The sequence below is a fragment of the Roseovarius aquimarinus genome, from assembly GCF_043661195.1.
Classification (GTDB): domain Bacteria; phylum Pseudomonadota; class Alphaproteobacteria; order Rhodobacterales; family Rhodobacteraceae; genus Roseovarius; species Roseovarius aquimarinus.
This window is the reverse complement of record NZ_JBIHMM010000003.1, coordinates 588,293-608,982: the sequence shown is the minus strand read 5'-3', so window position 1 is coordinate 608,982 and position 20,690 is coordinate 588,293. Positions and strand designations below refer to the sequence as shown.

20 protein-coding genes and 1 tRNA gene are annotated in these 20,690 nt (G+C 67.4%); 7 read left to right on the top strand and 14 right to left on the bottom strand.

Annotation, left to right across the window (positions count from 1 at the left end):
- Positions 1-3: 3 nt before the first annotated feature.
- Positions 4-1,581: a DUF5928 domain-containing protein gene (locus ACGRVM_RS13555; RefSeq protein WP_377172417.1), complete on the bottom strand. Its 1,578-nt coding sequence runs from the start codon at positions 1,579-1,581 to the stop codon at positions 4-6.
- 149 nt (positions 1,582-1,730) lie between these two features.
- Between ACGRVM_RS13555 and ACGRVM_RS13550 the strand changes: the two genes are divergently transcribed.
- Positions 1,731-2,549 (top strand): sulfotransferase family protein, encoded by an 819-nt coding sequence (locus ACGRVM_RS13550; protein WP_377172416.1) that lies wholly within the window; start codon positions 1,731-1,733, stop codon positions 2,547-2,549.
- 259 nt (positions 2,550-2,808) lie between these two features.
- On the opposite strand, the gene ACGRVM_RS13545 is transcribed toward ACGRVM_RS13550, so the two are convergent.
- Entirely contained in the window at positions 2,809-3,795 is a 987-nt protein-coding gene (locus ACGRVM_RS13545) for an adenosine kinase (protein ID WP_377172415.1), read from the bottom strand.
- Positions 3,792-4,436 (bottom strand): endonuclease III, encoded by a 645-nt coding sequence (nth, locus tag ACGRVM_RS13540; protein ID WP_377172414.1) that lies wholly within the window; start codon positions 4,434-4,436, stop codon positions 3,792-3,794. The genes ACGRVM_RS13545 and nth overlap by 4 nt, the downstream gene beginning before the upstream one ends.
- A gap of 99 nt (positions 4,437-4,535) precedes the next feature.
- Between nth and ACGRVM_RS13535 the strand changes: the two genes are divergently transcribed.
- The 5 genes from ACGRVM_RS13535 to ACGRVM_RS13515 all read left to right on the top strand — a co-directional run bounded on the left by ACGRVM_RS13535 (position 4,536) and on the right by ACGRVM_RS13515 (position 8,163).
- Positions 4,536-5,378 (top strand): methylated-DNA--[protein]-cysteine S-methyltransferase, encoded by an 843-nt coding sequence (locus ACGRVM_RS13535; protein WP_377172413.1) that lies wholly within the window; start codon positions 4,536-4,538, stop codon positions 5,376-5,378.
- Positions 5,379-5,496: 118 nt separating this feature from the next.
- Positions 5,497-6,165, top strand: coding sequence for an OmpA family protein (locus tag ACGRVM_RS13530; protein ID WP_377172412.1), 669 nt, complete (start codon positions 5,497-5,499; stop codon positions 6,163-6,165).
- A gap of 157 nt (positions 6,166-6,322) precedes the next feature.
- Positions 6,323-7,429, top strand: a complete 1,107-nt coding sequence (gene leuB / locus ACGRVM_RS13525) for a 3-isopropylmalate dehydrogenase (protein ID WP_377172411.1) — start codon at positions 6,323-6,325, stop codon at positions 7,427-7,429.
- An 89-nt stretch (positions 7,430-7,518) separates the two neighbouring features.
- Positions 7,519-7,595 (top strand) — tRNA-Pro (locus ACGRVM_RS13520).
- Between the two features lie 85 nt (positions 7,596-7,680).
- Positions 7,681-8,163 (top strand): nucleoside deaminase, encoded by a 483-nt coding sequence (locus ACGRVM_RS13515; protein ID WP_377172410.1) that lies wholly within the window; start codon positions 7,681-7,683, stop codon positions 8,161-8,163.
- Here ACGRVM_RS13515 and ACGRVM_RS13510 read toward each other — a convergent pair.
- From ACGRVM_RS13510 to ACGRVM_RS13465, 10 genes are all read right to left on the bottom strand, one after another.
- Complete coding sequence (locus tag ACGRVM_RS13510; protein ID WP_377172409.1) at positions 8,160-9,227, bottom strand: DUF1513 domain-containing protein; 1,068 nt, start codon at positions 9,225-9,227, stop codon at positions 8,160-8,162. The two genes, ACGRVM_RS13515 and ACGRVM_RS13510, sit on opposite strands and share 4 nt — an antisense overlap.
- A gap of 4 nt (positions 9,228-9,231) precedes the next feature.
- A complete protein-coding gene (locus ACGRVM_RS13505; RefSeq protein ID WP_377172408.1) occupies positions 9,232-10,248 on the bottom strand; it encodes an imelysin family protein in 1,017 nt (338 codons plus the stop codon).
- 1 nt (position 10,249) lies between these two features.
- Positions 10,250-11,788: a di-heme oxidoreductase family protein gene (locus ACGRVM_RS13500; RefSeq protein ID WP_377172407.1), complete on the bottom strand. Its 1,539-nt coding sequence runs from the start codon at positions 11,786-11,788 to the stop codon at positions 10,250-10,252.
- Positions 11,760-12,245, bottom strand: coding sequence for a bacterioferritin (gene bfr, locus ACGRVM_RS13495; protein WP_377172406.1), 486 nt, complete (start codon positions 12,243-12,245; stop codon positions 11,760-11,762). The genes ACGRVM_RS13500 and bfr overlap by 29 nt, the downstream gene beginning before the upstream one ends.
- Positions 12,220-12,486 (bottom strand): (2Fe-2S)-binding protein, encoded by a 267-nt coding sequence (locus ACGRVM_RS13490; protein ID WP_377172405.1) that lies wholly within the window; start codon positions 12,484-12,486, stop codon positions 12,220-12,222. Before ACGRVM_RS13490 ends, bfr begins: the two co-directional genes overlap by 26 nt.
- A gap of 27 nt (positions 12,487-12,513) precedes the next feature.
- Complete coding sequence (locus ACGRVM_RS13485) at positions 12,514-13,776, bottom strand: imelysin family protein (protein ID WP_377172404.1); 1,263 nt, start codon at positions 13,774-13,776, stop codon at positions 12,514-12,516.
- Between the two features lie 54 nt (positions 13,777-13,830).
- Positions 13,831-13,998: a hemin uptake protein HemP gene (hemP, locus tag ACGRVM_RS13480; protein WP_377172403.1), complete on the bottom strand. Its 168-nt coding sequence runs from the start codon at positions 13,996-13,998 to the stop codon at positions 13,831-13,833.
- Positions 13,995-14,165: a hypothetical protein gene (locus ACGRVM_RS13475; RefSeq protein ID WP_394624061.1), complete on the bottom strand. Its 171-nt coding sequence runs from the start codon at positions 14,163-14,165 to the stop codon at positions 13,995-13,997. The genes hemP and ACGRVM_RS13475 overlap by 4 nt, the downstream gene beginning before the upstream one ends.
- 179 nt (positions 14,166-14,344) lie before the next feature.
- Positions 14,345-15,694: a glutamine synthetase family protein gene (locus ACGRVM_RS13470; RefSeq protein WP_377172402.1), complete on the bottom strand. Its 1,350-nt coding sequence runs from the start codon at positions 15,692-15,694 to the stop codon at positions 14,345-14,347.
- Positions 15,695-15,780: 86 nt separating this feature from the next.
- Positions 15,781-16,389, bottom strand: a complete 609-nt coding sequence (locus tag ACGRVM_RS13465; protein ID WP_377172401.1) for a YqgE/AlgH family protein — start codon at positions 16,387-16,389, stop codon at positions 15,781-15,783.
- Between the two features lie 100 nt (positions 16,390-16,489).
- Between ACGRVM_RS13465 and ACGRVM_RS13460 the strand changes: the two genes are divergently transcribed.
- Positions 16,490-17,302, top strand: coding sequence for a protein-disulfide reductase DsbD domain-containing protein (locus ACGRVM_RS13460; RefSeq protein WP_377172400.1), 813 nt, complete (start codon positions 16,490-16,492; stop codon positions 17,300-17,302).
- 4 nt (positions 17,303-17,306) lie between these two features.
- Here the strand turns inward: ACGRVM_RS13460 and ACGRVM_RS13455 are convergent, their stop codons facing one another.
- Positions 17,307-20,687, bottom strand: coding sequence for an efflux RND transporter permease subunit (locus ACGRVM_RS13455; RefSeq protein WP_377172399.1), 3,381 nt, complete (start codon positions 20,685-20,687; stop codon positions 17,307-17,309).
- Between the last annotated feature and the right edge of the window lie 3 nt (positions 20,688-20,690).

The following is a 20,690-nucleotide window of genomic DNA, read 5'->3' as shown; positions in this document are numbered from 1 at the left end:
TCCTCAGTCGGCAAAGAGATGATCGGTGCGCGCGATGCTGAGCGCCTGCTCGTGCCCGATGCTCAGGAATTTCGAGATCGGAACGGCGTTTTCCTCGTCCGTGTCGGTCTCGCGCATGATGTAGTGAAATTCGAAATCGGCGTCGCGGATCTTGTCGCTCTCGAAGGTCGTCTCGCCCCGGATGGTGGGCAGAAGGCGCTCGAGCGTTTCGCGCGAGGTCTGCTCGCCCGCGAGGCCGACGCGCATCGCATGGCCGACGAGATACGCGTCCGTGAAGGTGCACTGAATCTCGAGCAGGCGGGTGGTCGAGCGATCGCCGCTGAAATCCTCCAGGAGATCGAGATTGCCCGGATCCATACAGACGATCATCCGGTCCGTGTCGTGATAGTCGAAGAGCATGCGCATCAGCGCGCGCCGGTGGCGCGTACGCTTGCCGAGGCTGGCCTGGATGCCGCCCAGATCGGGCAGATCGGTGCCCTCCTCGTTGAAGAGATATTCGGTGGCCGGCACATTCGTGACCTGCCGGATCTGCTGAAGCAGGCGCTTGGCCACGTGCCATTTCTTGCACACGATGATCATCAGCTCGCGGTGGCGGCCCAGCGTGCTCTCGGTCTCCCAGAACCGGCTGGCGAAGCGGCGCCCGATCCGGCCCCGCCCGGTCAGGAACTTGAAGAGGCTGCGCCCCTCGTTCGAAATCTTGAACTCTGCGGCATCGTCGGCATAGAGCGCGGCAAGGCGCGTCTTCAGCTCCGTCGCCTCGGGGCTGATCTTGCGCGCGAAGAGGAAATCCTGGCTCAAGAGCAGATCGTAATGATCGTTGTAGAAGGTCTGCGGCATCCCGTAATCGGTGAACATCAGGAAGGTGAGGGTGCGCGCGCGGATCTCGGCCTCGGGCACGATATGGCGCACGAGGGTTTGAAAGAAGGTCTCGTCCGGGATCCATGTCGTGCGGAAAAAGCGCATGACGTCGCGCCGCTGACGCGTGAAGTCGAGGATCCACTCGATCGTGCGGCGGCGCAGGCACCACCACTGGCTGCCGATCTGCACCTGGATGTCGCGCGGGATCTCGCGCGAGAGGCCGAGGCGGCGTTGCAGGTGGAAGGACGCGTCGAACAGGCGCTTGTTCTTGCGCTCGTTGAAGAAGTGGCGATAGATCAGCCGCTCCTCCTTCATGCCCGTCTTGATCCAGTCGCTCTCGAAGAAATCGAAGCTCTCGATGTAATCGACATCATCGGCGTCGAGAAAGTCATGCGCATAGCGCGCCGACTTGATCGCCGCGCAGTCGCCCGAAAGCATGTAGAAATGCGTGGCGCGCGGAAAGGCGCGCACCGCCGCCTCGACCGCCAGAAGCGTCGCCTCCACGAGGCTCCACTCGCCCCAGCCGCATTTGATGCGCCGCTTGGCGAAACAGACATTGGGATTGCCGGCGAGCGCGGTCTTGATCTGGCGGAAATGCGCGGGGTCGGCGCGCCTGTCGAAATGGATCGAGATGCAATCGCCCGCCGCCGTCAGCATCTCGGCCTGCGCGATCACGGCGGCCGGATCCTTATGGCACAGAAGGATATAGGCAATTTTCGCCATTATGGAAACAGACTAGCCCTTGTTTCGCTGATTGTTTACAGTGATAAACACGTTCACGCGTTGATGAAACCGCAATCATTCTGTTTTATGGCGGTAAAGAACAATAAGTCCTGAACGGGACACAAGAGGTTTGGCAGAGGGCGGCGATCATGGGCTTTCCCGGAACGTGGATGACGCAGAGCGAAAGCGTGGTGTATCGCGTGGTGCCGAAATGCGCCTGCTCGACCATCGGCCAGATCATGTACTATTCCGATCATGGCGAGTTCTTCGACGGCGACATCCATGACGCCAAGGGCGGCATGCACAAATGGGCCCTCGACGAAAGCCAGGCGCGCATCTCGGCCAATGTGAAATCGCACGGCTCCTACGCCTTCACCTGCGTGCGCAACCCCTACACGCGCATTCTCAGCAGCTTCTTCGACAAGATCTGCGGCATCCAGCGCAACGGCAAGCGCTATCGCGGTAAGCTCGTGCCGCTGCTCGTTCAGAAATACGGGATCGAGGTCGGCGGCGAGGACGGCAAGCAGGAGTTCGATCAGATCGCGAGCTTCCGGCGCTTCCTGCTCTTCGCGCGGGATACCATCCGCTGGCGCCGCCCGATGGAGCCGGACATTCACTGGTCCGCCATGTCGGGCCATGTGAGCACCTTCATCGTGAATGGCGGCACCTATGACCGCATCTTCTGGACCGAGCATTTCAACGACGGCATGCAGGACGTGCTGAACGCGATCGAAACGCCCCATCAGGTCGATCTCGAGACCATCCCCCGCTTCAACGAGAGCGAGGGGCATGGCCCGAAACGCGCGCACCCGGTCGAGGATTATTTCGACGATCTCGCGATGCATCTCGTCTACGAGATCTACAAGCAGGATTTCGAGCTTTTCAAATACGACTTCACCGATCCGTCGAACAAGATGCCGGTCGGCGAGATCGACCTCGACGAGGTCCATGCCAAGCTCGGCGAGTAACGCCGCCGGCATTCCCCATCGAAGCCGGGCGCTCGGGTATTTTCACCAAGAAAAGCCGCTAAGCCTTTCTTAATCATCTCCTGCCATGCTCGGGGGCGCGGTACAGGCTGGGGAGCCGATGACCGCTCAAGGAAAAGCCGCGCCCCCGCCTCCGGTCTGCATCGCGACGGCTGCGACCGACGCCGGAGACGGGGCGCGCACCCCCTGCTTCATCTTGGCGAAAATACTCGACTCCCGCGGCGGCCCCGCGCGCCGTCGGTCAGATCAAGCCCTCGGCGGCGAAAAGCGATTTCACATCGGCCTCGGGGCGGGCGCCGTAATGGCCGATCACCTCGCCGGCCGCGATGCAGCCCATGCGCCCCGCCACGTCGAGCGGCGCGCCGGTGGCGAGGCCATAGAGAAAGCCCGCGGCGAATTGATCGCCCGCGCCGGTCGTGTCGACGGGCGTGACGTGGCGCACCGGCACATCGATGCGCGCGCCGTTCTCGATGATGACGACGCCCGCGCCCGAGCGGGTGCAGACGACGAGGGGGCACGCTTCGGCGGCGCGCCCCAGCGCCTCGTCGAGATGGCGCGCCTCGAAGAGCGAGGCCCATTCATGCTCGTTTCCGATCACGTAATCGAGCCCGCCGATCAGCGCGCGGAAATCGCTCCGGTGCCGATCGACGCAGAAGGGATCGCTGAGCGAAATGCCCGCCTTGCCTCCCGCCGCGCGGCAGGCGGCGGCGGCGTCGGAGAGGGCGGTCTTGCCCTCGGGCTTGTCGAAGAGATAGCCCTCGAGCAGCAGAAGCTCCGCCGCCTCGGCCACGCCGCCCGGCACGTCGTCGGGGCCGAGCTCGGTCGAGATGCCGAGATACGTGTTCATCGACCGCTCGCCGTCGGGCGAGACGAAAATCATGCAGCGCGAGGTCGCCAGGCCCGCGCCCTCCGCCGGCGGGTTGACGAAGGCGGCGCCGAGCCGCGTGAGGTCATGCGCATAGCTGCGCCCCAGCTCGTCGTCGCGCACCCGCCCGACGAACCCGGTATCGAGCCCGAGCGCGGCGAGGCCCGCGATGGTGTTCGCGACCGATCCACCGGCGCTCTGCGCACGGTTGTCCATGGCCTCCAGCAGTTCTTCGGCACGGGGCGCGTCGATCAGTTGCATCACGCCTTTTTCGATCCCCATGCGGTCGAGAAAAGCATCGTCGCTGCGGCAGATCACGTCGACGACGGCATTGCCGATACCGACGGTTTGGTATTTGGTCATTGGGTCTTGTCCTCAAAGGGGCACAGATCGCGGATCAGGCAGGTGGGGCACATGGGCTTGCGCGCCTTGCAATGGTAGCGCCCGTGCAGGATCAGCCAGTGATGCGCGTGGTTCTGGAAATCGGCGGGCACATGGTCCTCGAGCGCGCGCTCGACCGCGACCACGTCCTTGCCGGGGCAGATGCCGGTGCGGTTGCCGACGCGGAAAATGTGGGTATCGACCGCCTGCGCGGGCATGCCCCACCACATGTTGAGCACGACATTCGCCGTCTTGCGCCCGACGCCCGGCAGCGATTGCAGCGCGGCGCGCGAATTGGGCACCTCGCCGCCGTATTCCTCGACGAGGATCTGGCTGAGTTTCATCACGTTCTTCGCCTTCTGGCGGAAGAGCCCGATGGTCTTGATATGCTCGGTCAGCCCCTCGAGGCCCAGATCGAGCATCTTTTGAGGGGTGTCGGCCACCTCGAAGAGGGCGCGCGTCGCGCGGTTCACGCCCGCATCGGTCGCCTGCGCGCTCAGCGCCACGGCCACGACCAGCGTATAGGCGTTCACATGCTCGAGCTCGCCCTCGGGTTCGGGCTCGGCTTCGTGGAAGCGCTCGAAGATGGCGCGGATCGTGTGATAGTCGAGTTGCTTGCTCATCGCCGCAGGGTATGGCGGCATTTCGGGCATTGCGCAACATTCGGGTCGCGGGGGCGCGGCCTGCGGCCTAGGATCATACGCAGAAACAGGACCCGCGCCATGACCATCGAGACCGAGCAGAGCTATCATTTCAACGTCATGCGCCGCGCCATCGAGGTGATCGACGCGGGCGGGCCGGGCATGACGCTCGATGCGCTGGCCGCCGAGATGGGCATGAGCGCCGCGCATTTCCAGCGCCTCTTCTCGGCCTGGGCGGGCGTCTCGCCCAAGCGTTACCAGCAATATCTCACGCTGAACCACGCCAAGGCGCTTCTGGCCGCGCGGCACACCACGCTGGCAGCGGCGGATGCGGCGGGCCTGTCGGGCACCGGGCGGCTCCATGACCTCTTCCTGCGCTGGGAGGCGATGAGCCCCGGCGATTTCGCGCGGCGCGGCGCGGGGCTCACCATCCATTGGGGGTGGTTCGACAGCCCGTTCGGCCTCGCGCTCGTCATGGGCACCCGGAAGGGCATCTGCGGCATCGGTTTCGCCGCCGAGGCGGGAAGCGAGGCGACGATGGCGGATCTCGCCGGGCGCTGGCCCGAGGCCCGCTTCGTCGAGGATCCGATGCGGCTGCGGCCCTGGGCGCTCGCCGCTTTCGGCGCCGCGCGGAACGAGGCCGCGCCGCTCTACCTCATCGGAGCGCCCTTCCAGATCAAGGTCTGGGAGGCGCTCTTGTCGATCCCCTCGGGGCATGTGACGACCTATTCGGACATCGCCGAGGCGATCGGCCATCCGCGCGCCGTGCGCGCCGTCGGCACCGCCGTGGGGCGCAATCCCATCAGCCTGCTCATCCCCTGCCATCGCGCCTTGCGCAAGTCGGGAGGGCTCGGCGGCTATCACTGGGGCCTTCCGGTCAAGCGCGGCATCCTCGCCTGGGAGGCGGCGCGCGCGGAGGCCTGAGAGGATGTGCGCGGATTGCTGCCGATTTTCACGGAAAACTGTATTGGGCATCCTGCCCGCCCTGCCTATAGTCGCCCCAAGTCCGCTCGAGCGGGCATCATTCAAGAGGCGATTTTCCATGATCCGAGCAAACAAACCCCTTCTGTGCGTCGCGGGCGCGGCCCTGATGCTGACCGCGGCCTGCGAAGGCCCCGCAAACCTTCAGGGGAGCGGTGCCGCCCCCAACCGCACGCAGCAGGGCGCGCTGATCGGCGGCATCGCGGGTGCGCTGACCGGCGCCGTGGCGAGCGACAAGAAGGGCAAGGGCGCAGTCATCGGCGGCGTGCTGGGGGCCGTGGGCGGCGCGGCCATCGGCAACGCACTGGACAAGCAGGAGGCCGAGCTGCGCCGCGATCTCGAGAACGAGCGCGTGCAGATCACCAATACCGGCGACCGCCTGATCGTGACGCTGCCGCAGGACATCGTCTTCGACGTGGACAGCGCCAATGTGAACGGCGCGCTGCGCGGCGATCTCTTCACCGTCGCCGAGAGCCTGCGCAACTATCCCGGCAGCACCGTGCAGGTGATCGGTCATACCGACAATTCCGGCTCGGCCGCTTATAACCAGGACCTTTCCGAGCGCCGCGCGGACGCGGTCGCGTCCGTGCTGCGCGAGGGCGGCGTCGGCGGCGCGCGCATCACCACCTTCGGGCGCGGCGAGGATCAGCCCATCGCGTCGAACCTGACGCCCGAGGGCAAGGCACAGAACCGCCGCGTCGAGATCGTGATCCTGCCGACCGCGCAGTGACGAAGGCATGCGAGGCGGCGCCCCGGCCGCCTCGCCTTGCTGACCTCAAATCCGTATGCATGCCACCGAAGCCCGGCCCCCGAGCCGGGCTTTCTTGACGCTAGGGCGCCTTCGCTATACCCGATTGGCCGACCCGATCACGCAAAGGACGCCCCATATGAGCACCCCTTCCCTTCTCATCCTCGCCGGTGACGGCATCGGCCCCGAAGTCATGGCCGAAGTCACCCGCATCATCGACTGGTATGGCAAGAAGCGCGACATGCCCTTCGATGTGAGCGAGGACCTGGTCGGGGGCTGCGCCTATGACAAGCACGGCACGCCGCTGCATGACGACACGATGGCCAAGGCGCAGGAGGTGGACGCGGTTCTGCTCGGCGCCGTGGGCGGGCCGAAATACGACGATCTCGATTTCTCGGTGAAGCCCGAGCGCGGTCTTCTGCGCCTGCGCAAGGAGATGGACCTCTTCGCCAACCTGCGCCCCGCGCAATGCTTCGACGCGCTGGCGGATTTCAGCAGCCTCAAGCGCGATATCGTGGCCGGCCTCGACATCATGATCGTGCGCGAGCTGACCTCCGGCATCTATTTCGGCGAGCCGCGCGGCATCTTCACCGAAGGCAACGAGCGCGTGGGCGTCAACACCCAGCGCTATACCGAGAGCGAGATCGACCGCGTCGCGCGCGCCGCGTTCGAGCTGGCGCGCCGCCGGGGCAACAAGGTCTGCTCGATGGAGAAGGCCAATGTCATGGAATCGGGCGTTCTCTGGCGCGAGGTCGTCACGAAGGTGCATGCCGAAAGCTATCCGGACGTGCAGCTGTCGCACATGTATGCCGATGCGGGCGCGATGCAGCTTTGCCGCAACCCCAAGCAGTTCGACGTGATCGTGACCGACAATCTCTTCGGCGATCTTCTCTCGGACGCCGCGGCGATGCTTACCGGCTCGCTCGGCATGCTGCCCTCGGCCAGCCTCGGCGCGCCGATGGCCAATGGCCGGCCCAAGGCCCTTTACGAGCCGGTGCACGGCTCGGCGCCCGATATCGCGGGTCAGGGCAAGGCGAACCCCATCGCCTGCATCCTCAGCTTCGCCATGGCGCTGCGCTATTCCTTCGATCAGGGCGCCGAGGCCGACCGGCTGGAGCGTGCGGTGGAAAAGGTGCTGGCCGATGGTGCGCGCACGCCCGATCTCATGGGCCCCGAGGGCGGCACCCCGCTCACCACCGCGCAGATGGGCGACGCCATTCTGGCCGCGCTCGACGCCAGCCTCTGAGCCTGCGGCGGCGCCGGGTTCCGCACCCGGCGCCGCGCATTTGAGGGATTGCAAAGCGCCGCCCCCTCGTCTATCCGTCGCGCCACGGTCGGGCTGTAGCGCAGCCTGGTAGCGCACCTGCTTCGGGAGCAGGGGGTCGGAGGTTCGAATCCTCTCAGCCCGACCAGTTTTCACGAAATTTCGACGATCCCGCGGAACCATTCCGCATCCGGCGGCGTTTTATCCGTTGTTGCTTTCCGGGGTCCTTCGACGTGCCTACTCCCAACGATCATCTTCTGCGCTGCATCGTGCTCGCCGCCGAGGCGCTCGAGGCGGGCGATGCGCCCTTCGGCTCGGTGCTCGTGGCGGCGGACGGCACCGTCCTGCAAGAGGCGCGCAACCGCGCCGTGACCGGAGACCCGACACAGCATCCCGAAATCGAGCTGGCCAGATGGGCGGCGCAGAACCTGAACGCCGAGGATCGGCGGACCGCTACGATGTATACCTCGGGCGAGCATTGTCCGATGTGCGCCGCCGCGCATGGCTGGGTCGGGCTTGGCCCCGTGGTCTTCATTCATTCCGCGCAGCAGCTTGCCCAATGGACCGAGGAATTCGGCCGCCCTCCCGGCCCCGTCACGCAGCTGGGCATCGCGCCCGTCGCGCCTGGCGTGCGCGCCTACGGGCCGGTGACGGAGCTTCTCGAGGATATGCGCGCGCTTCATGAGCGGCACCAGAAGGCCAGGATGCGCGCCTAGAGCGCGACGAGGTGATTGTCCCACATGAGGCCGGGATGCGCAGCACGGTCCGGCATGCGCCCGATGCGGCGCAAATCGCCCGTGCCGGAAGCTATGATGAGGCCGCCCGGGCAGGGCGCGACCCCGCAGGCATCCGCCACCGCTTCGCTGCGCAGAAAGCCGGCCGTTCGCATGTCGTAGATCTGCACCTGCCCGCCGCGCGGCGAGGTGATGGCGATCTCGCGCTGTCCCGCCGCGAAGGCGACGCTGCCGACATAGCCCTGCATCGCGCGCAGCGCGCCTTCGGGCGTCTCGGCTAGCCGGACGGCCTCGCCGCGCCGGTGCAGACCCAGAAGCGCCGGCCCGTCCTCGCCCCCCTGCCATTGCAGCCCGAAAGCCACATCGCCGCCATGCGACACGGCGAGATGCCGGATGGAGCCCTTGTGCAGATCCGGCGCGAGGCTCACCGTCTCGGTGACGGCGCCCTCCTCGAGATAGCTCAGATTGGGGCGCATCACCGGGATGTTCAGCTTGGCGCGGCCTGCGTCGGGATGCGTTTCGATCCCGCCATTCGCGACGACGAGCGTATCGCTCCCCGGAAGGCGCCGGATGTCGTGCGGGCCGGTGCCGCCGCTGTCGAATTCGGCCACGCGCGCGTATCCGCGATCCGCGTCCCAGACGCCGATGACGCCGCGCGCCGCCTCGTAATCGTTCTCGGTTGTGTAGAGCCAGCGCCCATCGAGCGAGAAGGCGCCATGTCCGTAGAAATGCCGCCCCTCGGGCGCGGCCAGCTCGGCCTTGCGGCGGCCCGCGGCGCAGTCGATCACGATGGCGAAGGTGCCGGGGCGGCGGGCGAAGGCCACGGCCTCGGGGCGTTCGGGATGGGCGGCGGCGGCATGACCCCGCGCCGGGAGCGCGATGCGAAACCTGAGATCCATCGCGGCGCCGATCCCGCAGAGGACGAAGCCGCCATCCGGCAGGCCGGCCGCCGAGAGCCAGCGCGGCGCCCCCGCATCGGCCCAGCTCGCCGCCGGAGCGAGGCCCGTCGCCAGCATCCCGGCCAGGAACCCGCGGCGTCCGGTCATGCGGTCAATCCCCGTCGAGCGCGTTGAAGCCCGGCGCGACGCCCAGCTCCGGCCCGAGCTCGTCGCGCACGATGTCCCGCGCCCGCTCGATCGCGGCTTGCAGCGACTCGACGCGCAGCCGCGCCTGCGGGTCCGTCACGCCCGCGAATACCGGATCGTCCAGCGCCTCGGCGGACTCGAGCGCCGCGCCGAACGCGGCGGCGAGGCGGGCCCGAAGCGCGGGATCGCGCTGCGCGAGGATGGCGCCCAGATCGGCGAGCGAGGCGAGCGACAGGCGCACATGGCGCAGCGAGCGGCCGGAGCGCCAGGCCTCGGCCCGCGCGGGCTGCGGCGCATCGAACGTGCCGAGCGGGCGGCCCAGCCGGCTGTCGGACGTGAACTCGAGACCGTAGGTGAGCGCCTTGAAAAGCTCCTGAAGCGGCTCCGCCTCGGTTCGGTACGGGCCGCCCTCGCCCGGATCGGTGAGCGCGGAGGCATAACCCTCCTGCCAGTCCGTCAGGATCGCGCGCGACAGCGCCGCGATATCCTCGGTCATGACCTCCGTCAGCGCGCAGCGATAGGCTTCGTCGCCCAGCGCGGCGATCTCGGGATCGAAAAGCACCATCTCGAGCGCATAGAAGCCGCGCGCGGCGATCGAGACATCGGCGAAGCTCTCGGCGCTGTCGATCACCGGATCGGCCTCGGTGATGAGCGTGCGCAGGCTGCGCGGCGTCAGGCCGCGCGTGTCGGGCCAGAAGGCGAGCGCGAAGGCGCGGTCCTCGGCCTCGGTGGGGCCGAAGCGCAGATGACTGGCCGATATCCACGCGTCGAACGCGCTTTGATAAGCCTCGCGCAGCGCGGGTGCGTCCGGCGCGCAATGCTCGGCGGCGACGCCGGCAAGCGCGGTGGAGGCGGCGTCCAGCGCCTCGAAACGCGGCAGGACGTGGCGCTCCACCGCATCGCGGGCGATGTCCCCCGTCCCCTGGGCCGTGGCCGCGAGCGGCAGGGTCAGCGCGATGACGGCGGCGATCAGGTGGCGCATGTCAAAGGCTCTCCAGATAGCTGACGAGGGCGGCGCGGTCCTCGGGCGGCATTTCGGCGACGGTATCGCGCGCGGCCTGCGCCTCGCCGCCATGCCAAAGCACCGCTTCCAGGAGCGAGCGTGCGCGGCCGTCATGGAGAAAATAGGTATGCCCGCTGACCCGCTCGGTCAGGCCGATGCCCCAGAGCGGCGGCGTGCGCCATTCGCGCCCGTTCGCCCGCGCCTCGGGGCGGTGATCGGCCAGCCCCTCGCCCATGTCGTGCAGCAGCATGTCGGTATGCGGCCAGATGAGCTGAAAGCTCTGCGCGGGCTGATCGTCGAGCCGGTGCGTGACGAATTTCGGCGTATGGCAGGAGGCGCAGCCCGTGTCGTGAAAGACCTGCTTGCCGCGCAGAACCTCGGGCGCGTCCACGTCCCGCCGGGCCGGAACGCCGAGATTGCGGCTGTAGAAGGTCACGAGATCGAGGCCGACCCCGTCCACTTCGTGCACGCGCTCGTCGCCATCGCCATGGGGTGCGGTGCGGCAGGCGTCCTGGATGGTGGTGCATTCGCCGAAAGGGTCCGCGAAGATCGGGTTCGAGATACCGATATCGCCCGCGAAGGCACCTGCGCTCTGCTCGCGCACCGTGGGCGAGCCGGCCTTGAGCCCGAAGCGTCCCAGCATGGGCATGTCGTATTCGGCGGACCACACGATATTGGCGCGCCCCGAAATGCCGTCGCCATCGGCGTCGTCAGGATCGGCGAGCGCGAGGATATCCGCCGCCGGAATCGCCTCCAGAAGACCGAGGCCGATCATCTGCGGCGCGATGCGCGGGCTCAGCATCGCCTGCGGATGAAGCGGGCCGTAGCCCAGATCTTCGGCCCGGTAGGTGGGTGCGCGCAGGCTCGCCGTCTCGCCGCCCGACAGGGCGACGGGAATCTCCACATAGTCCACCTCGAGCCGGTATTCGGCAGGGATCCCCGGCAGCGCGAAATCCTGAAGCTGCGTGCCGTAGGTCGGATCCGGGGCAGTGCCGAGGTATTCCGCGATCCCGCCAATGGCCGCGGCCTCGTCCGGGATCGACACGCGCAGGAAAAGCGAGATCGCGTTCTCGTCCCCCGGCTCGGGCGGATGGCCGCGTCCGTCCTTGATGTGGCAGCTCTGGCAGGAGCGCGCGTTGAAGAGCGGCCCAAGCCCGTCGGAGGCGAGCGCCGATGAGGGCGACGAGACCCAGAGCTTGCGGAAGAGCCCGTTGCCGACCTTGAATTTCAGCTCGCCGTCGAAGCCGATATTGTTCGACGGGTCCGAGAACGCATCGGCCGAGTTGCGCACGCGCACGGTCGCCGCGCCCGCGGGCAGCGTCTCGAACCGCTCGGGCGCCGAGAAATCCTCGGGCGCGCGCACGGCGTCCGCGACGCGCGCGGCTTCGGCCTCGGTGCGGGGGATGATGGGCAGGTGCGGCTCGTCGAGCGGTCCGGCCAGCGCGGCGGTGGAGAGGGCCGCGCCGATGACGATGGCGAAAGCGGAGAGCTTACTCCGCCTCGTCCATCCTCGTTGCATTGAGCTGAGCATATTTTTCCTCGCCCACTTTCGCGAGCAGATCGAGCTGGGTCTCGAGAAAGTCGATATGCCCTTCCTCGTCGGTCAGCAATTCCTCGAAGATGTTCTTCGACACGAAGTCGCCCACGGATTCGCAATGCTTGCGCGCTTCCATGTAGAGCGTGCGGGCGTCATGCTCGGCGGCGAGATCGCATTCGAGCGTTTCCTTGGGCGTCTGCCCGATCCGCAGCGCATCGAGCTTTTGCAGGTTGGGATGACCGCCGAGAAAGAGGATGCGCGCGATCAGCTTGTCGGCGTGATGCATCTCCTCGATGGATTCCTCGCGGCTCTTCTTGGCCATGTGGCCGAGACCCCAATCCTCCTGAAGGCGGAAATGCAGCCAGTACTGGCTGACCGCGGTCAACTCGGAGCGCAGCGCCGCGTTGAGATATTCAATGACTTTCTTGTCGCCTTGCATGGGGTCTCTCCTGTGTTGGCAGCGCCCTCAGATTGCGCAGCTGCATGGGGATCTCGAGGTTGTCGTTCCGACGCATGGTAGACAGGAAGAGGGGCATACATCCACCGCAATCGGCGGATTTTCCCAAGGCGCGATAGACCTTGCCCGGCGTGATGAGCGCTGAAGGATCCGAAGCACGCATCCAGTCGATGGCGGCGTCGATGTCGCGGTCGGTGATATGCTGGCAATGACAGACGATCATGTTCGGTCCTCCGGCTTCATCCCTTGTCTACTGAAACACCGCCTCGGGATCGTCGAGGCTGTCCGAGCCCTCGAAGGTGATCCCCTCGAGGTCGAGCGCGGCGGTGATGCGCTCGATGGTGCGGGTCTGGTCGATCAGCCCGTCCACACCGCCCATGATAAGCGCCTCGCCCGCGTCGTTGCCGCGCGCGAGCATCCGGTCATAGGCCATGCCCGCCTCGGCGGCGAGCTTGATGCGGCCCAGCGCGCGCATGGTCGTGGCGAGCTTCGCGCGCATCTCGGCGTCGAGCGCGGGATCGACCTCGGCGGTCAGATCGGCCAGCGACGGGCCTTCGACCATCGAGCCGTCGACGCGCACATATTGGCCGCTATAGACGTTCTGGATGCCCAGCCCGTCATAGTAGTGGCTGTTATGGGTGTTGTCGGAAAAGCAATCATGCTCCTCCTCGGGGTCGTTGAGCATGAGACCGAGGCGCATCCGCTCGCCCGCCTGCTCGCCATAGCTGAGGCTGCCCATGCCGGTCAGCATCGCGGCGATGCCCGCGGCCTCGTCGCCCAGCACGGCCTCGCGCGCGGCGCCGTCTTCGGCCCATTGCGCGGCCATGAACTCGAGATCCGAGATCAGCAGATCGCTCGCCGCCGCGAGGTATTCGCCGCGCCGCTCGCAATTGCCGCCGGTGCAGGCGTCGCCCGCGGCATAGTCCGTCCAGGGCCGGTCGCCCGCGCCCGCATCGGTGCCGTTCAGGTCCTGCCCCCAGAGAAGAAACTCGATCGCGTGATAGCCCGTGGCGACATTGGCCTCGCTGCCGCCCGCCTCGTGGAGCGTCTCGGAAAGAAACTCCGGCGTGATGCGGCGCGCGTCCACCGTCCGGCCCGACAGATCGAAACTCTCATGCGCGACGACATTGAGCGCCTTCAGCCCATTCTCGTCCGAGGCGCCGCCATAGGAGGCATCGACATAGTCGATGAGCCCTTCGTCCAGCGGCCAGGCATTCACCTTGCCCTCCCAATCGTCGACGATCGGGTTGCCGAAGCGGAAGACCTCGGTCTGCTGATAGGGCACGCGCGCCGCGATCCATGCCGCCCGCGCCGCGCCGAGCGCCTCGGCGGAAGGGGCGGCGATCAGCGCATCCACCTTCTCGCCCAGCGCACCGGCGAGCGCCGCGCTGTCCTCGTATCCCGCCTGGGCGATATCGGCATAGGTCCGGAGCACGTCCGCGCGGCTTGCGGCGGCGGCGGGAAGTGCGAGCGCGGCTGTCAGCGCAGTCGAGCCGAGGATGATGCGAAGCATGAAGGGTCCTTGTCGGTGGTGTGCGTTGGTGAACGGGGGCCGCGGCCCCCGGAATTACTTGGTCAGGATCAGCTTGCCCGCGCGGGTGATGCGCAGGGTATAGACCTTGTCCTCCAGCACGATCTGCGCCTGGTCGCCGCCCAGCACGAGGTGCCGAACGTCATAGGTGGGCAGGCTTGCGGCGGTGGGGTCGATCTGGATCGTCTTGGGCTGAAGGGTCATGTCCGGGCCTCGCGAGGTGTGCGCGTGCGGTCCAGCATCCATTCGAGCGACGAGCCCTCGAGGCCGCACCCGTCGCACCAGCGCTGCACGAGCTCCGCCCTCTCGGGGCGGGATGCGGCGAGGTCGGGACGGGCCGGCGAAGGGGCGGCGGCGGGCTGGAGTTGCATGATGCGCGTCCTGAAGTGGTGACTGTCATCGGCTCCCCCGATATGCGCCGCGCGGCGCGTGCCGGAGTGGCTGGCTCACCTTCAATTTCTGAGTTATTTTATCAGGCATGTCAATCTGACTTTTTTAGTCAGAAAATATTGCGCGCCGAAAGACGCTCATCTGTCGCGCGTCGCGCCTCTCAGACGATCTCGAGATAGCTGTGATATTCGAGGTCCGTGACATGCCGCGCGAACGTGCGCAGCTCCTGCGTCTTGCACTCGACCAGCATGGTTTGCAGGCGTTTCGAGAAGATGCCCGGCACATGCGGCCCCTTGCGAAACGCATAGATCGCCGTCGCCCAGTCGAGCGGCAGCGTGTCGAGCTTCATCGAATAGGCATCGCCGGTGATCGGCGGCTCGGGCGTCATCTCGTTCTCGATCCCCAGAAGCGCGCCGCCCAGAATGCTGGCCAGCACGAGATAGGGGTTGGCGTCCGCGCCCGCGACGCGGTGCTCGATCCGGCGCGCCTTGGGGCTGCCGCCCGGAATGCGAATCGCGGCGGTGCGGTTCTCGTAGCCCCAGGCCACGGCGGTCGGGGCATGGGCGCCCGGCATCAGGCGGCGGTAGGAATTCTCGTGGGGCGCGAAGGTGAGCGTGTTCTCCTGCATCGTCGCCATCAGACCGGCGACGGCGTTCAGCATCAGCGGCGAGCCATGCTCATCGCCACTGTCGAAGACGTTCACGCCGTTTTCGTCCACCAGCGAGAAATGCACGTGAAAGCCGCTGCCCGAGAGGTTGCCATAGGGCTTGGCCATGAAGGTCGCGGCAAAGCCGTGCTTGCGCGCGATGCCGCGCACCAGACGCTTGAAGAGCACGGCATCGTCGGCGGCGCGCAGCGGGTCGGCGACATGCATCATGTTGATCTCGAACTGGCCCGCGCCGTTCTCGGAGATCGCCGCATCGGCGGGAATGCCCTGCAATTCGCAAGTGTCGTAGACATCGTTCAGGAAGTCGTCGAAATGCTGCAATTCGTCGAGCGACATGGCCCCGTCCGAATCGAGCCGCTTGCCCGTGACGGGCGAGCGCGGGGCCTGCGGGCGGTCGCCCGAGGGATCGCAGATATAGAATTCGAGCTCGGTCGCCACGACGGGCGTCAGCCCATGCGCCTTGAATTTGCGCGCGATGCGCGCCAGCGCCTGACGCGGATCGCCGTCGAAGGGCGCGCCGCTCTCCTCGCGCATCATCAGCATGGCGAGGGCGGTGGGCCGGGTGGTCCAGCTGATCGGGATGAGCGGGCGACCGATGAATTCGCACAGCCCGTCCGCATCGCCCGTCTCGAAGACGAGCTCGCTCTTCTCGATATCCTCGCCCCAGATATCCATGCCGACGATCGAGAGCGGCATGCGCAGCCCGCCTTCGACAACCTTGTCCACATGATCGACCGGCACCCGCTTGCCGCGCATCGCGCCGTTCAGATCGCACACGCAGGCGAAGATCGAGTCCATCTCGGGCCGCGCCTCGAGCCAGGCTTTGACATCTTGAAGGGGCATCGCGCGCGTCTCGCTTTGGGGGATATGCCGCATCGTCTTGCCACGCGCGCCCCTCCCGCCGCAAGGAGGATCGCGGCGCGGCGCGCTCAGGCGGTGCCGCTCTCGGCGGAGAGGGTCAGCGGGCTGATCCCGAGCCGCCCGAGCGCATCGGCCCATTTCGCCTCGGGGCGTGTGCCGAAGACCAGCTTGGCGTCCGCGTCGCAGATCAGCCAGCCGTTCTGGCCGATCTCCCCTTCGAGCTGGCCCGGCCCCCAGCCGGCATAGCCGAGCGCGATCAGCGCCGCGTCCGGCCCTGCCCCCGAAGCCATGTCCTCGAGAATGTCGAGCGTCGCGGTCATCGAGAATCCGTCGCTCACCTTCAGCGTCGAGATCGAGGAGGCATAGCCCGCATCGTGCAGCACGAAGCCGCGCCCCGTCTCGACCGGGCCGCCGAAATGGACGGGCAGCCGCCGCGCGCCGGGTGTCGCCTCGATATCGAGCTGCTCGAGCAGGTCCGCGAGCTTCAGATCGTCCGCCATCTTGTTGACGACGAGGCCCATCGCGCCCTCATGCGAATGAGCGCAGATGAAGACGAGCGATTGCTCGAATCGCGGATCGGACATGCCCGGCATCGCGATGAGCATGCGGCCCGTCAGGTCCATATCGTCCAGCGCCGAAGGCTGGTGTGTCTCGCGCGTGTCGCCTGTTCCGATCATGCAATCAGGATGGCGGCTCGCCCGGATCATTACAAGGGGGCCGCGTGCGTTGACCCGATTGTGAGTTGGCAGGGCGCGTGCGATGGCGCAAAGGAGAGGGATGAAAAAGCTGATCCCGCATCTCGCCGCGCTCGCGCTCGGCCTCATAGCCCCGCTGCCCGCCACCGCCCAGGCGCTGGAGGCCGTGAACGCCGCCCGCCTTCTGCCCGGCTGGCGCGCGGAGGACGGCACGCACATGGCCGCGCTCGAGCTGCGGCTGGCGCCCGGATGGAAGACCTATTGGCGCGCGCCCGGCGATATCGGCATTCCGCCCCGTTTCGATTGGCGTGGCTCGCAGAACCTTGCCGGCGTCGAGATCGAATGGCCCACGCCCGAGCGGATCGACCAGGGCGGCATGATGGCCATCGGCTATCACGGCACGCTCATCCTGCCTTTGCGAGTGCTGCCGCAGGCGGGGGGCGACGTCGCGCTCGACGGCTCGGTCGAGCTGGGGGTCTGCCGCGATGTCTGCATCCCCCTGACGCTCGATCTTGCCGCCGACTTGCCCAGCGGCGCATCGAAGCGCGATCCGCGCATCATCGCCGCGCTCGCCGACCGCCCGATGGGCGCGGCGGAGGCGGGGGTGGGGCGCGTCGCCTGCACCATCGCGCCCGGCAAGCAGGGGCGCCTCGCGCTGCGCGCCGAGATCGCGCTGCCGCCCGTGGGTGGCGCCGAGACGCTGGTGATCGAAGCGGCGGACCCCAATATCTGGATCGCGCCGCCGCGTCTGGCCCGGCAGGGCGGCACGCTCATCGCCGAGACGCAGCTTGCCCATGTCGAGGGGCGCGCCTTCGCGCTCGACCGCTCGGGCCTGCGCCTCACGGTGATCGGCGAGGGCAGCGCGGTCGATATCAAGGGCTGCCCGGCGGGCTAAGCGCTCAGACGCGGCGGCGCAGCGCCTGCGCGGTCGCAAGGGCCGCGTAGAGCGCGAAAACGAGCGCCATCGCCCCCGCCGCGAACAGCACGAGCGCGCCCGGCACACCCTCCAAAGGCATCAGCGCGGCGAGCGGCGCAGGCAAATCGCCCTGCCAGATCGCCCAGCCGAGCGTGGCGCCGAACCACGCCAGCAGAAGCGCCGCACCGCCCAGCATCGCGCCCCGCACCCGCGCCGCGCGGAACCGCATCCCGCGCCGCAGCGCCGCCATCTGCCGCCCCACATCATGCTGCACCGCTATGAGCGCTGGCACCACAAGGAGCACGAGCAACATTCCAAAGCCGAGACCATAAACCAACGTTATGACCGTGGGCTTGAGGAACTGCGCCTGCTGGCTGCGCTCGAACAGAAGCGGGGTGAGGCCCAGAACCGTCGTCAGTGTCGTCAGCATCACGGGCCGCAGCCGGTCCGCCGCGCCGTCGATGATCGACGGGATGAGGCCGCGCGTGCGCGCATGCTCGTCGATCGTGGTCACCAGCACGATCGAGTCGTTGATGATGATGCCGGTCATGCCGAGAAGGCCCACGACGGTGAACATGCTGAGCGGCACATCCCATGCGTGATGGCCGTAGATCGTGCCGACGAGGCCGAAGGGAATGATTGCCATGACGACCATCGGCCGCGTCCAGCTCCCGAAGACCAGCGACAGCACGAGATAGATGCCGATCAGCGTCAGCATGAGGCCCAGAAGCGCGTCGTTCAGAAAATCGCTCTCCTGCTCGGCGAGGCCCGACATGTCCCAATCGACCTGAAATTCGGCGGCGATGCGCGGCAGGATATCGTCTTCCAAGAGCGTGCGGATTTCAGCCGCGCGGGCTGCGTCCTCCTGCGCGATGTCGCCCGTGACGCTCACGATGCGCACGCCGTTCTCGCGCTGCACGGTGGAAAAGCCGTCGCGCGTTGCGGCCGAGACGATCTCGGAGAGCGGCACATAGGCGCCTCCCGGCGTGCGAAGCTGCGTCTGCTCGAGGAAATCGGCGGTCAGGCTGCCCTCGGGCAGCTCGACCCGGATCTCGGCGCTGCGCGGCCCGACCGGGAATGTCGCCGCCTCGATCCCGTTGAGACGCGCGCGCAGCTCGCGGCTCAGATCTTCGATGCCGAAGCCGAGCGCAGCGCCCTGCGGGGTGAGGTCGAGCACCAGCTCCTGCTTGTCGTAGGGCAGATCGTCCTCGAGACCGCTTACCTCGGGGAAGGTCGAGAGCGATTCCTTGAGACGCTCCGACGCGGCCTTGAGCGTCGCCGCCTCCGCGCCCGAGAACTGCACGTCGAGCGCGTCGCCCCCCGGCCCGCTGCGCCAGCCGCGAAAGCTGATCGTCTCGGCCAGCGGATGCCGCTCGATCCGCGCCTCGAGATCGGCGGCGAATTCGAAACTGCTGTAGGGGCGCAGATCGGCTTCGATCAACTCGATCGAGATACCGCCGAGCTGGTCCGGCTCCTTGGTGCCGGTGCCCGACAGCCCCCGCCCTGCATTGCCGCCGATTTCGGCGATCACGTAGTCGAGCGGGCTTTGCCCGTATTCGGCCTCGTATTCGGCGGCAAGCTCCTCGGTCGCGCGCTGCATCTCGCGCAGCATCTCCATCGAGTCCTCGCGCGTCGCGCCGGGCGCCATGGCGAAATTCCCGGTGACGCTGCCTTGCTCGGGCGCGTTGAAAAAGCGCCAGGTCACGTCGCCCCGCACGAAAAGCGCGGCCTGGCTCGCAAGGATCAGCACGACCCCGGCAAGCACCGGATAGCGCGCGCGGATCACGACTGCCATCGCGGGGCGGAACACCCGCTCGCGCGCCCATTCGAAGCCGCGATTGACGACGCGCGAGGGCGCGTCGTACCAGTGCCGCGCGCCGGAGGCGGCGAGCGCGTGGCTCATGTGATGGGGCAGGATCAGGAAGCACTCGACGAGCGAGGCAGCCAGAACCACGATCACGGTGAACGGGATGTCGGCGATCAGATCGCCGAAACTGCCCGCGATGGTGATGAGCCCGCCGAAGGCGATGATGGTGGTGGCGGTCGCGGAAAAGACCGGCATGGCCATGCGCCGCGCCGCGTTCTCGGCGGCGACGACCGGCGCTTCGCCCAGGGCGCGCGCGCGCGCATCGGCATGCTCGCCCACCACGATGGCGTCATCGACGACGATGCCGAGCGTGATGATGAGCGCGAAAAGCGAGATCATGTTGATCGTGATCCCCGCCGCGAACATCAGCGCCACGGCAGCGAGCAGCGCCACGGGAATGCCCGCCGCCACCCAGAAGGCCGTGCGCGCGTTGAGAAAAAGGAACAAGAGCGCCACGACGAGCGCAAGCCCCGTCGCCGCATTGTCCAGAAGCGTGCTGAGGCGCCCCGAAATCTGCTCGGACCGGGTGCGGATGAGATCGATGCCGACTCCCTCGGGCAGGGTCGTGGCCATCTCGGCGGCGACGGTCTCGACCGTCTCCTGAATGGCGAGCGCATCGCCCCCTTCGGAGCGATCGACGCGCAGCGAGATGGCCGGATCGCCGCCGACGAAATACGAGCGCTCGCGCGCGGCGCCCAAAATGCTGACTTCGGCCACGTCGCCCACGGTCAGGCGCGTGTCGCCCATGTCGCCGCGCAGGGTGATGGCGGCGATCTGCTCGGGATCGCGCTTTTCGCTGCCGGTGCGCACGCGCGTATCGGCGCCTTCCACATCGCCGGCGGGATCGGCATCGACCTCCGCGGAGATGATCGCGGCGATCTCGGTCAGCGTGATGTCGTGCTCGATCAGCTGGAGCGCCGGCACCTCGACGAGGATCTGCGGCGCGGCCACGCCGCGCAGCGTCGTGCGCGTCACGCCTTCGGCGAAAAGGCGCGTGACAAGCTCGTCGGCATAGAGCGCGAGCTGATCGGCGCTCACGGGGCCGGTGATGACCACGTCCGTCACCCGGTCGGACCAGCTGCCGCGCCGCACCTCGGGCTCCTCGGCGGCGTCGGGCAGGGTCGTCACCGCATCCACGGCGGCCTGCACATCGGTCGCGGCGCGCGACATGTCCCAGCCGGGCTGGAACTCGACATTGATGGTGCCGAAATTCTCGCGGCTGGCGCCGCTCGTCCTCTCGACGCCCTCGATGGCCAAGAGGTCGGGCTCGAGCACCTGAACGATGGCGGCGTCGATATCCTCGGCGCCCGCCCCGTCCCATTCGACCGAGACGGTCACGCTCTGGATCACGACATCGGGAAAGAACTGCGCGCGCATGTTCGGCACGGCGGCGAGGCCCAGCACGACCATGACCACCAGCAAGAGGTTCGCCGCCGTGGGATGGCGCGTGAACCACGACAGGATGCCGCCCGGCCCTTCGGTGACGCGGCCCGCCACGGC

What these genes read in the sequence shown, in the direction of transcription:
- hemP (WP_377172403.1), bottom strand. Translation starts at nt 13,998, where the DNA reads ATGACCCTTCAGCCCAAGACGATCCAGATCGACCCCACCGCCGCAAGC.
- nth (WP_377172414.1), bottom strand. Translation starts at nt 4,436, where the DNA reads ATGAGCAAGCAACTCGACTATCACACGATCCGCGCCATCTTCGAGCGC.
- ACGRVM_RS13475 (WP_394624061.1), bottom strand. Translation starts at nt 14,165, where the DNA reads ATGCAACTCCAGCCCGCCGCCGCCCCTTCGCCGGCCCGTCCCGACCTC.
- ACGRVM_RS13465 (WP_377172401.1), bottom strand. Translation starts at nt 16,389, where the DNA reads ATGATCGGAACAGGCGACACGCGCGAGACACACCAGCCTTCGGCGCTG.
- ACGRVM_RS13470 (WP_377172402.1), bottom strand. Translation starts at nt 15,694, where the DNA reads ATGCCCCTTCAAGATGTCAAAGCCTGGCTCGAGGCGCGGCCCGAGATG.
- ACGRVM_RS13530 (WP_377172412.1), top strand. Translation starts at nt 5,497, where the DNA reads ATGATCCGAGCAAACAAACCCCTTCTGTGCGTCGCGGGCGCGGCCCTG.
- ACGRVM_RS13505 (WP_377172408.1), bottom strand. Translation starts at nt 10,248, where the DNA reads ATGCGCCACCTGATCGCCGCCGTCATCGCGCTGACCCTGCCGCTCGCG.
- ACGRVM_RS13535 (WP_377172413.1), top strand. Translation starts at nt 4,536, where the DNA reads ATGACCATCGAGACCGAGCAGAGCTATCATTTCAACGTCATGCGCCGC.
- ACGRVM_RS13490 (WP_377172405.1), bottom strand. Translation starts at nt 12,486, where the DNA reads ATGATCGTCTGTCATTGCCAGCATATCACCGACCGCGACATCGACGCC.
- leuB (WP_377172411.1), top strand. Translation starts at nt 6,323, where the DNA reads ATGAGCACCCCTTCCCTTCTCATCCTCGCCGGTGACGGCATCGGCCCC.
- ACGRVM_RS13550 (WP_377172416.1), top strand. Translation starts at nt 1,731, where the DNA reads ATGGGCTTTCCCGGAACGTGGATGACGCAGAGCGAAAGCGTGGTGTAT.
- ACGRVM_RS13460 (WP_377172400.1), top strand. Translation starts at nt 16,490, where the DNA reads ATGAAAAAGCTGATCCCGCATCTCGCCGCGCTCGCGCTCGGCCTCATA.
- ACGRVM_RS13510 (WP_377172409.1), bottom strand. Translation starts at nt 9,227, where the DNA reads ATGACCGGACGCCGCGGGTTCCTGGCCGGGATGCTGGCGACGGGCCTC.
- ACGRVM_RS13555 (WP_377172417.1), bottom strand. Translation starts at nt 1,581, where the DNA reads ATGGCGAAAATTGCCTATATCCTTCTGTGCCATAAGGATCCGGCCGCC.
- ACGRVM_RS13485 (WP_377172404.1), bottom strand. Translation starts at nt 13,776, where the DNA reads ATGCTTCGCATCATCCTCGGCTCGACTGCGCTGACAGCCGCGCTCGCA.
- ACGRVM_RS13545 (WP_377172415.1), bottom strand. Translation starts at nt 3,795, where the DNA reads ATGACCAAATACCAAACCGTCGGTATCGGCAATGCCGTCGTCGACGTG.
- ACGRVM_RS13500 (WP_377172407.1), bottom strand. Translation starts at nt 11,788, where the DNA reads ATGCAACGAGGATGGACGAGGCGGAGTAAGCTCTCCGCTTTCGCCATC.
- bfr (WP_377172406.1), bottom strand. Translation starts at nt 12,245, where the DNA reads ATGCAAGGCGACAAGAAAGTCATTGAATATCTCAACGCGGCGCTGCGC.